Below are 13968 nucleotides of genomic sequence, written 5' to 3' on the forward strand. Positions count from 1 at the left end.
CAAGGCTCAACGGGTTCGTCTGCCGAGTTCGTCGGCGCGCCGGCAGACGGCCTGCATCAGCACGGTCGCGCTGCGCGACGGCGGGGAGAACTTCGAATAGACGAACGTCGATACCATCTCAAGATCCTCGACGAGCGGACGCACGATGCAGTCGACATCGCCCGCCGCGAACTCGTCGACGATCGCCAGTCCCAGTCCGCCGCGCACGAGTGCGAGCGCCTGATCGGCGCGCGTGACGTCGACCACGGATGTCAGTTCGACATTGGCCTGCTGGCATGCGCGCACGATGATCGTGCCGAACGGGATGTCGCGCCGGAAAAGAATCATCGGCTCTTGCTCCAGGTCCGCGAGCGCGATCCGTTCGCGGGCGGCGAGCGGGTGGCCCGGCGGTAACGCGCACACCATTCGACCGCGCATGAACGGCACGGCTTCCAGATGCTCATGCTCGATTGGCAGCGACGTGATCGCGACGTCGACGGTTTTACTCAGCACTTCGAGCGGCAAGTCGGCCATCAGCGTGGTATGCCAGTCGACGCTGAGCCCTGGCAACTGCCGCTTCAGCTCGACGATGGCGGGCGCGACCACGCCGGGCGCAAGCGAAGGACTGCACGCGACGCGCAGCAGGCTGGCCGGGCCAAGCGCGAGCGCCCGCGCGAACTCATCGACACGCAGCGCCGATTGATAGACCTGCTCGACCTCGCGATACAGCGCCTGCGCTTCGGCCGTCGGAATGAGCCGGCCCTTTGCGCGCTCGAAGAGCCGAAGTCCTAGCGTCGTCTCGGTGTGCGCGACCAGTTTGCTGACGGCGGGCTGCGAGACATACAGCATCTTCGCGGCCGCGTTGATCGAACCCGTCAGCATCACCGCGCGGAACACTTCCATCTGTCGCAGCTTGAAACGCATCGTTCTTCCATGTCCCGTGCAGGGATTAACCAAAGGTTATAGGGTAGCCTAAACACGGCATACGACAGCGGCACGGCAACCCACTAGTATTGCCGTGCCGCGTTTTGCGCTGCTGCGCGCAGCAAACATGACGGCCTGCATGGGGAACCTGAGATGAGCGTATTCGACGAAGACAAGATCGACTGCCACTGCCATATCTTCGATCCCGTTCGTTTTCCGTACCGGGACGACACCGCGTATCGGCCTGCACAGCAGGAGATCGGCACGGCCGCGCAATTCGTTCACGTGATGGACGCATACGGCGTGCGGCATGCGCTGCTGGTCGGCCCGACGAGCGGCTACCGGACCGATAACCGTTGCCTGCTCGACGCATTGGAGACTTACGAAGAACGCTTCCGCGGTATCGCAGTGGTCGATAACGATATCGGCCGAGGCGAGCTTGTCGCGCTGCGTCGCGCGGGCGTGGTTGGCGTCGCATTCAATCCGGCGATGGAAGGCGTCGAACTCGTACGCGATGCAGGTGCGCTGTTTGCACTGCTGGCCGATCTCGGGATGTTTGCGCAGATTCAGGTGTGCGGCGATCAACTGGTCGCGCTCGCGCCGTGGCTCGCGCAGCAGGAAGCGCAACTCCTGATTGACCACGGTGGTCGGCCCGACATCGAAGCGGGCGTCGCTCAACCAGGCTTTCAGGCGCTGCTGCGGCTCGCGGATTCCGCGCGCGCGAGCGTCAAGCTGTCCGGCTGGCAAAAGTACTCGCGCGACGCGTATCCGTATGAGGACGCATGGCCCTACGCGCACGCGCTGCTTGGCGCCTTTGGCCCGCAACGCTGCGTGTGGGGTTCCGACTGGCCGTTCCTGCGCGCGCCGGAGCGGCTCGACTATGGGCCGCTGCTGACACTGTTCGAGCAGATCGTTCCCGACGCGGAAACCCGGCATCAGATTCAGTGGGAAACGCCGCGACGCCTGTTCGGTTTCGACGCTCAACGATCTTGACACCCATATCAATGAAGGAGAAACAACGCTTGGAACACATCGTCAACCGGCACGGCCTCGACATGCCGAAGCTCGGCCTCGGCACCTGGCCGATGGTCGGCGAAGACTGCACGCGCGCCGTCGTTCAGGCTCTCGAACTCGGTTATCGGCATATCGACACGGCAGCGGGCTATCAGAACGAGGATGCCGTCGGCGCCGCGCTCGCTGCGTCGCCGGTGCCGCGCGAGCAGATCCACGTGACCAGCAAGGTCTGGTGGGATCAGCTCGAACCGCAGGCGCTGCGCGTGTCATGCGAGCGTTCGTTGCGTGATCTGCGCAGCGAGTACGTGGATCTGTTTCTGATTCACTGGCCCACGCAGGACATGGACCTGCGCCGCTCGATCGATGCCCTCGTCGCGCTGAAGGAGCGCGGGCTTGCGCGGGCGATCGGTGTCGCTAACTTCCCGTTGCCGCTGTTGCGTGAGGCGGTCGAGACGATCGGTGCGCCGCTCGCGGCGATACAGGTCGAGTATCACGTGACGCTCGGGCAGTCGAAGCTGCTGGATTTCGCGCGGCAGCATGAGATGGCGCTGACGGCGTATAGTCCGCTTGCGCGCAATCGTGTGTCGGAGATTCCTGCGATCGTTGATATTGCGCGCAAGCATTGCGTGCTGCCGACGCAGATCGCGTTGGGGTGGCTGCTCGAGCAGGCGAATGTTGCTGCTGTGCCGAAGGCGGGCGGGGCGGCGAATCAGGCGTCGAACTTGGCGTCGCTTGATGTGCGACTTGACGATGAAGACCGCGCGGTCATTGCTGCGTTGCCGAAGGGTGAGCGGCTCGTGAGTCCTGCGTTTGCGCCGCAGTGGGATGAGGTGGTGTGATTTTTTGCTGCGCAAGCGGTTTGGTTTTGGTTTGCCTTTGCGCTGGCATCCGCGTATTGCCTTCGTGGCGCGGACGGTTTGGTTTGCTTGTGTTTTTGCTGGCATCCGCGTGTTGCCTTCGTGCTTCAAGCGTCGCCCCTGTGCAGGGCGGCACCTACTTTTCTTTGCCGCCGCAAAGAAAAGTAGGCAAAAGAAAGCGGCTCACACCGCCAGTTCTTGTATTTGCCTGAGGGCCCCCAAAGGGTCTTACGCTTCACACGGCAATCACGTGACCCATGTTCGTTGCCAACGCTCTGAATTGACGCCTCACCCGCTTCACGCGTCCGCGTCGCAACACGCCGTGCCAGATATTCCACGGCCGCCCAGGTGGCAAACTGTGTGTAGGCCGTAGCGCCTCACACACCTCACTTCGGACCGATAGCGCACGCGTTCCACCATGTAAGAGCGCCAAGCTATATTCCGCGACAACCTACACACAGTTTGCCACCTGGGCGGCGCAAACCATTCGCTGCCGCTAGCCCGTGCACGGGTATTTGAAGCGGGTGAGGCGCTCATTTATAGCGTTGGCAACACACGCAAACAAGGATGTTGCCGTGTGAAGCGTAAGACCCTTTGGGGGCCCTCAGGCAAGAAGAAATGTTGGCGGTGTTAGCCGCTTTCTTTTGCCTACTTTTCTTTGCGGCGGCAAAGAAAAGTAGGTGCCGCCCCGCACAGGGGCGACGCTTGAAGCACGAAGGCAAATCGCGGATGCCGGCGCAAAGGCAAACGCACAACACAAAGGCCCGCGCAGCAAACATCGCATCGCGGATGCCAGCGCAAAGCACCAGCAAACCAAAACCAAACCCAAACCGCTTGCGCAGCAAAAACCACCACCTCGCAGCCGCGAGCACAAAGGCAAAACCCCAAACCGCCCGCGCCGCGCAGGCCGCCTTGCTATCGCACGCGTGCAAATAGCGGCGACGCGAGGCTCGCCGCGGCCAATTCGCTGGCTGCAGCAACCAGCGTCGGCCCAAGCGTTTCCATGCGCTTTTCCGTGAGCCGCACGAGCGGCCCGGCAATGCTGATCACCCCGATAGCCGGATAGCCCCGCCGCTGCACGGGCGCCGCCATCGCCGTCATGCCCGGCGCGAAGACTTCGTTGATCGTCGCATAGCCGCGGTCGCGTGCGGCATGCACGAATTTCAGCAATGCGCCGATCGTAGTGGGCGCCTTCGGCCCATATTGCTTCGGCGAGCCGAAGCCCTGCCGCGTGACGAGTTCGAGCGCGCGCTCGTCCGTCATCGTCATCATCCACGCGTGACCTGTCGCGCTGCACGACAGGATCGTATCCATGCCCATATCCGGGTCATAGCGCAGACCCTTCAGCGCGCCTTGCGATTTCGCCACCCACGTCAGCCTGTCGCCGTCGACGATGGCGAGCCGCACCAGTTCGCCCGATCCCTCCGCCAGCCGGTCCAGCATGGTCTGCGCAATGTCGACGATGCCCGAAGTCGCCAGGTAGCTGAGTCCCAATCCGACCATTTTCGTCGTCAGCACGTAGTCGCCGTGCTCGCGAAGCTGCCGCACATACCCGCATTGCTTCAGATCGACCAGCAGCCGGTGGCAGCCGGTGGCAGGCGCTGCGTGGAATCTCCAACTGGTCCGAGATCAGCGCGAGTGGCGTTCCCTCCATTTGCGTAGCCAGAAATTCAAGGACGGCCATGGTCCGTTCGGTCACGCCGGGCATCGTACGCGTCTCCTGTTTGCATGAATTTCTCGCGATGATTGCACGATGCGGGATGAAATTCCACCCTGGAATGGCGTCCCAGCCGCGCTGTTAATCTGTGCAACAACTCGCGACGCCATGCGTAACTACAACGGCAGCAACGGCGCGAGCGAAGAAAAGAGCAACGCGGCATATGCCGACGAAACGACAAAGGTTTGGAGAGAGGAGACACCATGAACAACCCATCGCATCTACCCGCGCAACAGGCGATGCGCACCCGTGCCGTCACGGCGGCCGCCGTCGGCACCGCGCTCGAATGGTTCGACTTCACGTTATACGGCGCGCTGGCCGCGACCGTGCTGCCCAAGCTGTTCTTTCCCGCGATGGATTCGACCTCTGCGTTGCTGGCGTCGCTGGCAACGTTCGGCGTCGGCCTCGCGGCGCGGCCGCTGGGCGCCATCATCTGCGGGCATCTGGGCGACAAGCTCGGCCGCCGCAATCTGATGCTCGCGACGGTGTCGGTGATGGGCCTATCGTCGATGCTGATGGGCCTGCTGCCGACCTACGCGAGCATCGGCGTGTGGGCGCCGTTGCTGCTCGTGTTGCTGCGCATCTTGCAGGGCTTTGCGCTGGGCGGCGAATCGACGGGCGCGCAACTGATGGCGATCGAGCATGCGAGCTCCGACCGGCGCGGCAAATACTCGGGCCTGCTCGGGCTATGTTCGCCGCTCAGTCAGATCATGGCGAATGGCGTGTTGCTCGGGCTGTCGACGGCGATGTCCACCGATGCATTCGATAGCTACGGCTGGCGCATTCCGTTCGTGATGAGCTTCATTCTCGTGATCGTCGGCGTGTATATCCGTCTGCGGGTCAGCGAGACGCCCGCGTTCGAAGCGCTGCGCAAGACGGAAGTCGTGGAAGTGGGCAGTCCGTTGCGCGATGCGCTGCGTCTGCACTGGCGCACGGTGTTGCGCTGGATGTTGTTCTTCTGCGGCCCGGCGGCGATCTTCTATCTGATCGTGGTGTTCTCGCTGAGCTATGTGACGAAGACACTCGGCGTGCCGAAGCAAACCGGCTTTCTGCTGCTGATGGGCGCGAATGTCTGCGCGATCGCCGGCGCGCTTGCGGGCGGCATGCTGAGCGATCGCATCGGACGACGCAAGGCGCTCGCGCTCGGATCGTGCATGACGCTGGCAATGCTCTTCTTCTATTTCCAGATTCTCGACACGAAGAGCTTCCTGCCGATGCTGCTTGCGATGGGCTTCTTTCTCGGCTTCACGCAATTCCAAAGCGGCATTCAACCGGTCGCCTTCGCAGAAGCCTTTCCGACCAACGTGCGCTATTCGGGCTCAGCGCTCGCGTACACGGGCGCCAATCTCGTCGCCGGCGGCCCGATGCCCGTGCTCGCCGTGTGGCTGTTCGCGGTGTGCAACGGCTCGCCGTGGGGCGTGGTTGCCGTGTGCGTGGCGTTCAACGTGATCTCGCTCGTCGCGATTCTGACTGCACCCGAAACACTCGGCATCGATATGAACCGGGCCGATTCCAAAGCGGAAGTGCTGGGTGCTTCCACGCACGGCTCGATGCAATCCCATTCCCATTGAAACGCAGGCAAGCAAGATGAAACCAACGGTTTATGTGTTGAACGGTTCGAACCTCAACATGCTCGGCAAACGCGAGCCGCATCTGTACGGCACGACGACGCTCGCTCAGATCAAGGAAAGAACGGAAGCGCTCGCGGAGGAGCTCGGCGTGCGCTGCGAGTTTCGCCAGACCAATCACGAAGGCGTGATGGTCGACTGGCTGCAGGAAGCGTTCGAAGCGGACGCGGCCGTCGTCATCAATCCCGCCGGTTTTTCGTTCGCGTCGATTCCCGTGCTGGATGCCGTCAAGCTGATCCGTCAGCCGGTGATCGAAGTGCACATCACGAATATTCATCAGCGTGACGAGCAATACCGGCATTCGTTGATTTCGCTGGCGGCGCGCGGCGTGATCTGCGGTCTGGGCCCGGAGGGCTATCTGCTCGCGATGCGTGCTGTCGCGAGTGGCCTTTCTCAGCAGGCAGCTACAGCGCGATGAAACAGCCAGCCTAGAAGCGGTCGATCATCCCCAACTGCACGCCTCGCACCGTCGCACCAGGCCATGACGGTGCGAGGCCTGTGACGTTCACGCCCTTGAGCGTGAATTCGCCCTGTCCGCGATTTCTCAACCAGCCCGCGCTCGCATAGAGCAGCACGCGTTTCGACAAGTCGTATTCGCAGGCAGCGCTGAACTGGTCGGCGTTATTGTCGCCGCCCGAGCGGTCGCGCAGATACGCGTAGCCGAGTGACGCACGAAAGCGTGCATTGACCGCGTAGCGTGCCGACACCGATACGCCGTCGTTGTGATAACGCGGCGTGCCGCCATCGCCGTTGAAGAACGAGACGAAACCCGTCAGCGCCCCATACGCGTACGACATGCCGCCAAGGTTTGCCCGCAGCGCGCCGTCGCCATGCGTCTGTTGGTGCGCATAGGAAACCCGTAACGGGCCGTTGCGCCACGCGAAGGTTTCGATATGCCCGGCGAGACCGTTGCCGTCGCCGTCGGCGGGGTCACGCACCATCGCCATGAATGTCGTCGAGAAGCCGTGGAATTCGGGTGACAGATACGTGATCGCGTTGCTCGCGTACGGCGTGATTTTCGACAGATTGTTCAGGCCCGAGGCGATCGTGCCTGCGCCGAACGCGTCGAGTTGTCCCTTGAACGGGATGTAGATCGGCGAATACTGGCGGCCGACGCGCACGGTGCCATACGGCGTCGCCGCGCCGATCCACGCCTGGCGATTGAAGATCGTATTCGCGATAGCGAGTGAGCCGTTACCTGAGCTAAATCCATTCTCCAGGTCGAACAAAATCTGGACGCCGTTGCCGATATCTTCCGCCCCGCGCAGCCCCACGCGCGAGCCGCGATATGCGCCGGAATCCATGCGCGCGACGTAGCCCGCGCCCGGGTTGGTGATTTCGATGCTGGTATCGAGCGCGCCGTAGAGCGTGACGGACGCCTGCGCGTGAGCGCTTGCGACGTGCGCGGCGAACACGGCGAATGCAATGGACGTGCGTCGCACAGCAGGCGACGCAAGTAATGAACGTTTCATGAGGGAAGAGGTGAGTCTGTGCGCAACTGGCACGATGACGACCGCCCGATGCGCACAGCGAATGCGCGCGCATCAGGCTCGCTCCGCACGCCTTATTGCGGCAGCGCGTAGGCGATCACGTAGTCGCCGCGATCCGGCGACTGGCGCGCGCCGCCCGCCGAGATCACGATGTACTGCTTGCCGTTGAGCACGTAGCTCATCGGCGTGCCCTGGCTGCCCACGGGGAGCCGCGCCTTCCAGACTTCCTTGCCCGTCGAGCTATCGAACGCGCGCAGGTAGTAGTCTTGCGTCGCCGCGAAGAACACGAGGCCACCGCCCGTGCTGAGCGAGCCGCCGATCGTCGGCATGCCAATCGGCGTGGGCATATGCATCTGCACGCCCCACAGGCGCGTGTTGCGCACGGTGCCGAGCGGCACTTGCCACGCGATGCTGCGCGTTTTCAGATCGATTGCTGTCAGGCTGCCGAACGGCGGTTTCTGGCACGGAATGCCGAGCGGCGAGAAGAAGCGGTCTTTCGTCACTGAGTACGGCGTGCCGCCGAGCGGCACCGCGCCCATGCCCGCGTTCACCGCTTCGTTGCCGTTCGACGTGCCGCCCTTGCGCTCTTGCTTGACGAGATGAACCCACAGCCCGAGGCGCATGTCGTTCACGTAGATCATGCCCGCGTTCGGGTCGTACGACAGCCCGCCCCAGTTCATCCCGCCGAGCGAGCCGGGGAAGCTCAGCGACGTGTCCGTGTCCGGCGCGGTGAACAGGCCGTCGTAGCGCATGCCGTGGAAGATGATGCGGCACATCATCTGGTCGACGGGCGTCATGCCCCACATGTCGGCGCCCTTCAGTACATCGGCGCCGATCTGCGGCATGCCGACCGACAACGGCTGGGTCTTCGCATACGGCTCGCCCGGAATCGTCGCGGACTTGACCGGCTGTTCGATCACCTTCGTCAGCGGCTTGCCCGTCAGACGATCGAGCACGAACAACTGGCCCATCTTCGTGCCGACGATAAGCGCCGGCACCGTCTTGCCGTCGACGGGGAAATCGACGAGGGTCGGCTGCATGGGGACGTCGTAGTCCCACAGATCGTGATGAACGGTCTGGAAGTGCCACTTCTCGGCGCCCGTCGTCGCGTCGAGCGCGAGAATCGAGGCGCCGTAGGATTCGTCGAGCTTGGTGCGCTTCACGCCCCACAGGTCGATCGCCGCGCTGCCGACAGGCATGTACACCGTGTTCGACGTGGCGTCGTACGACATCGGCGCCCACACGTTCGGCGTCGAACGCACGAAGGTCTTGCCGGGCGCGGGCGCCTGTTTGTCCTGCGGGTTGCCCGGATCGAACGCCCACTTCATCGCGCCCGTGATCAAGTCGAAGCCGCGCACTACGCCGCCGGGCATGTCGAGCGACACGTTATCCGCGACACGTCCGCCGACCACGATGGTCGTGCCTGCAACGGTCGGCGGCGACGTCAGTTCGTACAGCGGGCTCGCCGCGTGGCCGAGGCCGGCCTTGAGATCGATCACCCCGTGATTGCCGAAGTCCTCGCACAGCTTGCCCGTGTCGGCATCGAGCGCGACGAGTTGCGCGTCGATCGTGTTCATGTAGATGCGGCGACGGCAGGCGGCGTGATTGTCCGGCAGCGCAACGGGCGTGACGGGCGTCGAACCCGCGACGCTCGGCTGCTGCGCGGGTTTCGTCGCGTCGAAATACGCGAGGCCGCGGCAGCGCACCCAGACAGTCGTCTTGGTCGGGAATTCATGGCGCCATTTCTCGCGGCCGTTCGCAGCGTCGAGCGCGATCACCGTGTTGTGCGGCGAGCACAGGAACAGCGTGTCGCCGATCTGCAGCGGCGTTTCCTGATCTTCCGCGCCGCCGCCACCGGGGCTGACGGGCACGTCGCCCGTGTGATAGGTCCACGCGACCTGCAGGTTCTTCACGTTGTTGCGATCGATCTGTGTGGAGCCCGCAAAGCGGTCGCCGCCCGCTGAGTGGCCGTATGCGGACCAGTCGGCGGTGCCGGCATTGCCCTTGGCGTTGATCGCGTTGGCCTCGCTGCCGAACGTGCCGTGCGGCACGAACATGCCGTACACGAAGAGCGCGTTGCACGCTAGGAGCGCGAGGCCCGCCGTCCACGCGGCGCCCTTTGCGGGCTGTTTGCCTTGGAAGCGGCGCAGCGCGGGATACACGGGCGCGAGCAGCATGCCGATCATCGTGAACATGAAGACGCGGGCTTGCAGCGGCCAGAAGTCGAATCCGCTTTCCCAGATCGCCCACAGCACGGTCGCAACGATCACGAGCGCGAAGATCACACACGCACTCGATTTGCGTCGCGCAAGCTGGATGCCCGTCGCGCAGACGGCGAGGCCCATCAGCAGGTAATACCAGGTGCCGCCGCGCGCGACGAGCAGCGCGCCGCCGATCGCGAAGTACAGGCCGAGCAGCAGGCCGAGCACGCCGGCGAGCATCAGGCCGACGCGGGCCGTCGTCGATAGTGGCTTAGTTTGAGGTTGCTTGGACATTGCTTGTCTTCATGGGTACGCAAAAGTTGGGGCATGCGAAGTGCCACGGGGCCAGGCGTTCGCGTGCAGCGACCGTGAGGTCGACGCGCGATCGCTTCCATCGTGATGGGTTGGCTCTGGCAGTTGTTCGGTCGGGGCTTGCACCGTGACGAACCGGCGAGTTCAGCGCGCTTCGGCATGCGCTTCGGACGGCGCGAAGCCCTGTCTGCACTAAGCCGTGGGCGTCGCCGCATCGCGCGCCGGGCGATGGCTAGGCGCGACGGATGCAACGTGGGCAAATGCGCTTGAAAAGTACGGCGCGGATTTGCATAGAACTAACTAGTTCGTACATTTTAACTCAAAACGCGCGGACACCCAAACCACGGCTGCATCACCCGCCGAACTGCCCGCCCTTCGATTTCCGGCGCGGCGGGGAGAAGCGGGTTGTGACGATCGCCCGGTTGATGCTTTGTTGATGAGCGGCATTTGCTGAAATTGACCGCTTCTGACTTGCGCTACGTCAGGACCCTATTCTTTCGCCTTCAATAAACTGATTTACGTAGACTTAACGTCAGGCAATCGTTTGCGATCGATTAAAAGCGGTGAATAGGCGATGTGATATTCCCAGGCCAGTTATTTTCTGGTGAACGTGGCGGGAGCTATGGCAACTCCGAAAATTCCGCGTAAAGGTGCGTCAAATCAAGTGGTTTTGCGCTACTCCAGATGGCAAACGTTTGCACGGACACGTATTGCAGTGAATATCGCTGAAGAATAGATCTTTCCCAATTTCAATCGGGAAATTGAATAGAGAAGGCGAGCAAGTTTTTTATTAATTGTCTAAAGAAACGACTCACTGTCACGCAAAGTACACAGAGAAATATTAGCGTGCAGGGTTCCTTCATCGACTGGCTCGCCTCGCCATGCATCCCGCGTTTTCACGGTTCCGCCGTCCGTCCGCACAGGGAGAACCTCACTCTGCTGGCGACCTGTGCCAGCAGGTTCCATCCGTCGACGCAGAAGATCCGAACTCGGTGGTAATGGAGATCTTCTCTTCGCGTCACGACATGAAGAGTCTCGCCGTGATCGAAGGCAATCGGCCCATCGGGCTGATCAATCGCGATATCTTCCTGTCGCAAATGAGCAAGCCTTTTCACCGCGAGCTTTACGACAAGAAGAGTTGCATCGCGTTCATGGACAAGGAGCCGCTCGTCGTCGACGCCGACATGAGCATCGAAGCGCTCACGTTCAAGACCGTCGAAGTCGGTGAAAAAGCGCTGGTAGACGGTTTCATCGTGACGCGCGACGGCTACTTTGCAGGGCTTGGAAGCGGCCTCCAGCTTCTTGGCGCAGTGGCCGAAATGCAGGCGGAAAGGAATCGCCAGATCATGCAGAGCATCGAATACGCGAGCGTGATCCAGCGCGCGATGCTACGCGCGTCGAGAGACACGCTCGCCGCAAGGCTCCCCGATGCCGCGCTCGTATGGGAACCGCGCGATGTCGTTGGCGGCGACTTCTATCATTTCGCCGCGTTCCCGCACGGCTGGTTCGGTGCCACCGCCGACTGCACCGGGCACGGCGTGCCGGGCGCATTCATGACGCTGCTCGCATCGGCCTCGCTGTCGCAGGCGCTCGAACAGATCGGACCGCGCGACCCTGCTGCCTTGCTCGCGGCAGTCAACCGCAACGTGAAGAGCTTGCTGGGCCAGGTGCACAGCGCGGCCGAAGTGTCGCAATCGGATGACGGCCTCGACGCCGCTTTCTTCTGGTTCGATGCACGGGAAAGCGAACTGCATTTCGCCGGCGCGAGGATCGCTTTGCATATTCTCACGCCGGAAGCCGACCACTTCGAAACGATCGCGGGCGACCGGATGGGTGTCGGCTATGTCGACAGTCTCGCCGACTATGAATGGAAGCTGCGCAAGATCTCCGTGCCGTCTGGCAGTCTGCTGTTCATTTGCACGGACGGCCTCATCGACCAGATTGGCGGCCCGAAAAATATCGCCTTCGGACGCCGCCGCGCGTTGGACCTGATTCTCTCGAACCGTGCCGAAGCACCGTCGGCAATCTGCGAAAAACTGCGGCATGCGCTCGCCGATTGGCAAGGCGCGCAACCACGCCGCGATGACCTCACCCTGTTTTGTGCCCGTATTACCGACCAATAAGCATGTCTCAACTACTCGATCAAGACAGCGCCTTTTTCGATCTGGCGCAGCGGCGAAACGTCCTCTTCTATCACAAGGGTTATTTCTCTCATAACATCGTGGCCGCCATGGGCGAGGTCGTGAAGCTGCAACTGGAAATCGCGGGCGTAAGCGGGCCGACGCGCCGCAAGCTGTTCTCATCGTTCGTCGAGTTGTCGCAGAACATCGTCCACTATTCGTCCGATTCCCTGCAGCCCGGCAGCGACGGCGGCGGGTCCATTCGCGAAGGCGCGGTGTGCATCACCACCGACGGCGAAAGCCATCTGATGATGTGTGTCAATCCCATTGCAGCGGAAGATGTCGAGGGTTTGCGCAACAAGCTGGAACCGTTGCGCAGCATGTCGGTTGAAGAAATCAAGCAGGCCTACAAGGTCACGTTGAGAGCCGACACACCCGAGGAAAGCAAGGGCGCGGGTCTGGGTTTCCTGACGATGGCGCGCGACGCAAGCGCGCCCCTTGAATTCGCTTTTCATCCGCGTGCCGACGAACCCGGAACCACGCTGTTTTGCCTCAAAGCCATCATCTGAGTAAAAGGCGCACGAGCTATGGACAATCTCTACATTGCCGCAACGGCGACCTCTCCGGAAGTCGACTTTCGATTCGACCAGCATTCGCTGCTGCTCAGGGGCGAGTCGTACCCCGAGAATGCAGCGGCGTTCTACGCGCCGATCATCGAACAATTGCGCCAGTACCTCGCGGAATCGGTGGGCGCGGTGATTACCGTCGACGTCGTTCTGACCTACTTCAATAGCTCCAGCACGAAGATGCTGTTCAGCGTGTTCGACGCACTGGACGAAGCCGCGCAGTCCGGCAGTCGCGTGCTGATGAACTGGTATCGCGACGAAGAGGACGAAACGATTGCCGAATTCGGCGAAGAACTGAAGGCCGATTTTCACGCGATCGAGTTCACCGATCGCCCCGTCGCTCACCAGGGACAATAAGGTGCCGCGGATTTCTTCGTTGGATACGCTCGCGAGCGATGCGCCGGATCTGTTCCAGAATGAGAACGAGGCGCTCGAGAAGGCGCGCGGGATCCATGCGACGGCTGCTGCGGATGCGGGCGATTATCGCCAGTCGCTCGGCGAACTCATCGGGCATTTCGAGCGCCTGATGCGCGAGACGCGGCGCCTGATCGGCCGCAGCGATCGCGCCGAACGCGAGATGCAGGCGCTTGCGCAGCAATTGGCGCATCGCGCGACTCACGACGCGCTGACGGGCGTATTCAACCGCAGCGCGGTGATCGAGCGGGCGTCGAAGGCTTTGCGTCATGGCAGCGCGGTCATGATCATTCTCGACATCGACGAGTTCAAGCAGGTCAACGACGATTTCGGCCATCCGGCAGGCGATGCCGTCATCATGGGTATCGTCGCGTGCCTGCGGCGAATTGTGGGCGAGCGGGGCTTTATCGGACGGGTGGGCGGCGAAGAATTCACCGTGCTGCTTCCGGGGTATGAAGTGGACGATGCATTGCGGCAAGCCGAGAACATGCGCGAGGCGATCGGCAAGCACGTTTTTGCGTCGCCTGTGGACCGTCATATCACGGCGAGCTTTGGCGTCAGTGCGAACCCTGCGGGCACCAGTTTCGACACCGCGTATGGCCTCGCGGACGCGGCGCTCTATCGCGCCAAGCGCGGCGGGCGGAATCGGGTGGAATTCGCGAACCCGTAAAGCGAAGGCGAGCGCT

General features: G+C 62.4%; 11 protein-coding genes and 1 pseudogene. 8 read left to right on the forward strand and 4 right to left on the reverse strand.

Features of this window, described 5'->3' with window-relative positions:
• Nucleotides 1–6 precede the first annotated feature (6 nt).
• Nucleotides 7–903, reverse strand: a complete 897-nt coding sequence (locus tag SB822_RS22735; protein ID WP_079490472.1) for a LysR family transcriptional regulator — start codon at nt 901–903, stop codon at nt 7–9.
• A 153-nt stretch (nt 904–1056) separates the two neighbouring features.
• Here SB822_RS22735 and SB822_RS22740 point away from each other — a divergent pair, with 153 nt between their 5' ends.
• Both SB822_RS22740 and SB822_RS22745 read left to right on the forward strand, forming a co-directional pair.
• Nucleotides 1057–1896 carry an amidohydrolase family protein gene (locus SB822_RS22740; RefSeq protein WP_009771517.1) on the forward strand — a complete coding sequence of 280 codons (840 nt, stop codon included), beginning with the start codon at nt 1057–1059 and terminating at the stop codon, nt 1894–1896.
• A gap of 29 nt (nt 1897–1925) precedes the next feature.
• The gene (locus SB822_RS22745) at nt 1926–2756 is read left to right on the forward strand and encodes an aldo/keto reductase (protein WP_410855720.1); all 831 of its coding nucleotides are present in this window, start codon (nt 1926–1928) and stop codon (nt 2754–2756) included.
• 933 nt (nt 2757–3689) lie between these two features.
• Here SB822_RS22745 and SB822_RS22750 read toward each other — a convergent pair.
• A pseudogene (locus SB822_RS22750) lies at nt 3690–4482 on the reverse strand (IclR family transcriptional regulator).
• 212 nt (nt 4483–4694) lie between these two features.
• Here SB822_RS22750 and SB822_RS22755 point away from each other — a divergent pair.
• Both SB822_RS22755 and SB822_RS22760 read left to right on the forward strand, forming a co-directional pair.
• Nucleotides 4695–6062 (forward strand): MFS transporter, encoded by a 1368-nt coding sequence (locus SB822_RS22755; RefSeq protein ID WP_410855721.1) that lies wholly within the window; start codon nt 4695–4697, stop codon nt 6060–6062.
• Nucleotides 6063–6078: 16 nt separating this feature from the next.
• Entirely contained in the window at nt 6079–6537 is a 459-nt protein-coding gene (locus SB822_RS22760) for a type II 3-dehydroquinate dehydratase (RefSeq protein ID WP_007578571.1), read from the forward strand.
• Between the two features lie 10 nt (nt 6538–6547).
• Here SB822_RS22760 and SB822_RS22765 read toward each other — a convergent pair whose 3' ends face one another.
• Together SB822_RS22765 and SB822_RS22770 are read right to left on the reverse strand one after the other, a co-directional pair.
• Nucleotides 6548–7591, reverse strand: coding sequence for a porin (locus tag SB822_RS22765; RefSeq protein WP_410855722.1), 1044 nt, complete (start codon nt 7589–7591; stop codon nt 6548–6550).
• 92 nt (nt 7592–7683) lie between these two features.
• The gene (locus SB822_RS22770) at nt 7684–10104 is read right to left on the reverse strand and encodes a membrane-bound PQQ-dependent dehydrogenase, glucose/quinate/shikimate family (RefSeq protein WP_410855723.1); all 2421 of its coding nucleotides are present in this window, start codon (nt 10102–10104) and stop codon (nt 7684–7686) included.
• Between the two features lie 899 nt (nt 10105–11003).
• On the opposite strand from SB822_RS22770, the gene SB822_RS22775 reads away from it, so the two are divergent.
• Genes SB822_RS22775 through SB822_RS22790 form a run of 4 tightly spaced genes read left to right on the forward strand, consistent with a single transcriptional unit; the run spans nt 11004 to nt 13952 of the window.
• On the forward strand, nt 11004–12245 hold the full coding sequence (locus SB822_RS22775) for a SpoIIE family protein phosphatase (protein ID WP_410855724.1): 1242 nt from the start codon (nt 11004–11006) through the stop codon (nt 12243–12245).
• A gap of 2 nt (nt 12246–12247) precedes the next feature.
• Nucleotides 12248–12811, forward strand: a complete 564-nt coding sequence (locus SB822_RS22780) for a SiaB family protein kinase (RefSeq protein ID WP_410855725.1) — start codon at nt 12248–12250, stop codon at nt 12809–12811.
• Nucleotides 12812–12829: 18 nt separating this feature from the next.
• Nucleotides 12830–13225: a DUF1987 domain-containing protein gene (locus SB822_RS22785; RefSeq protein WP_007578566.1), complete on the forward strand. Its 396-nt coding sequence runs from the start codon at nt 12830–12832 to the stop codon at nt 13223–13225.
• Nucleotides 13226–13244: 19 nt separating this feature from the next.
• The gene (locus tag SB822_RS22790) at nt 13245–13952 is read left to right on the forward strand and encodes a GGDEF domain-containing protein (RefSeq protein ID WP_007578565.1); all 708 of its coding nucleotides are present in this window, start codon (nt 13245–13247) and stop codon (nt 13950–13952) included.
• Nucleotides 13953–13968: the final 16 nt, after the last annotated feature.

The organism is Paraburkholderia sp. SIMBA_054 (genome assembly GCF_046534875.1).
Lineage (GTDB): Bacteria > Pseudomonadota > Gammaproteobacteria > Burkholderiales > Burkholderiaceae > Paraburkholderia > Paraburkholderia hospita.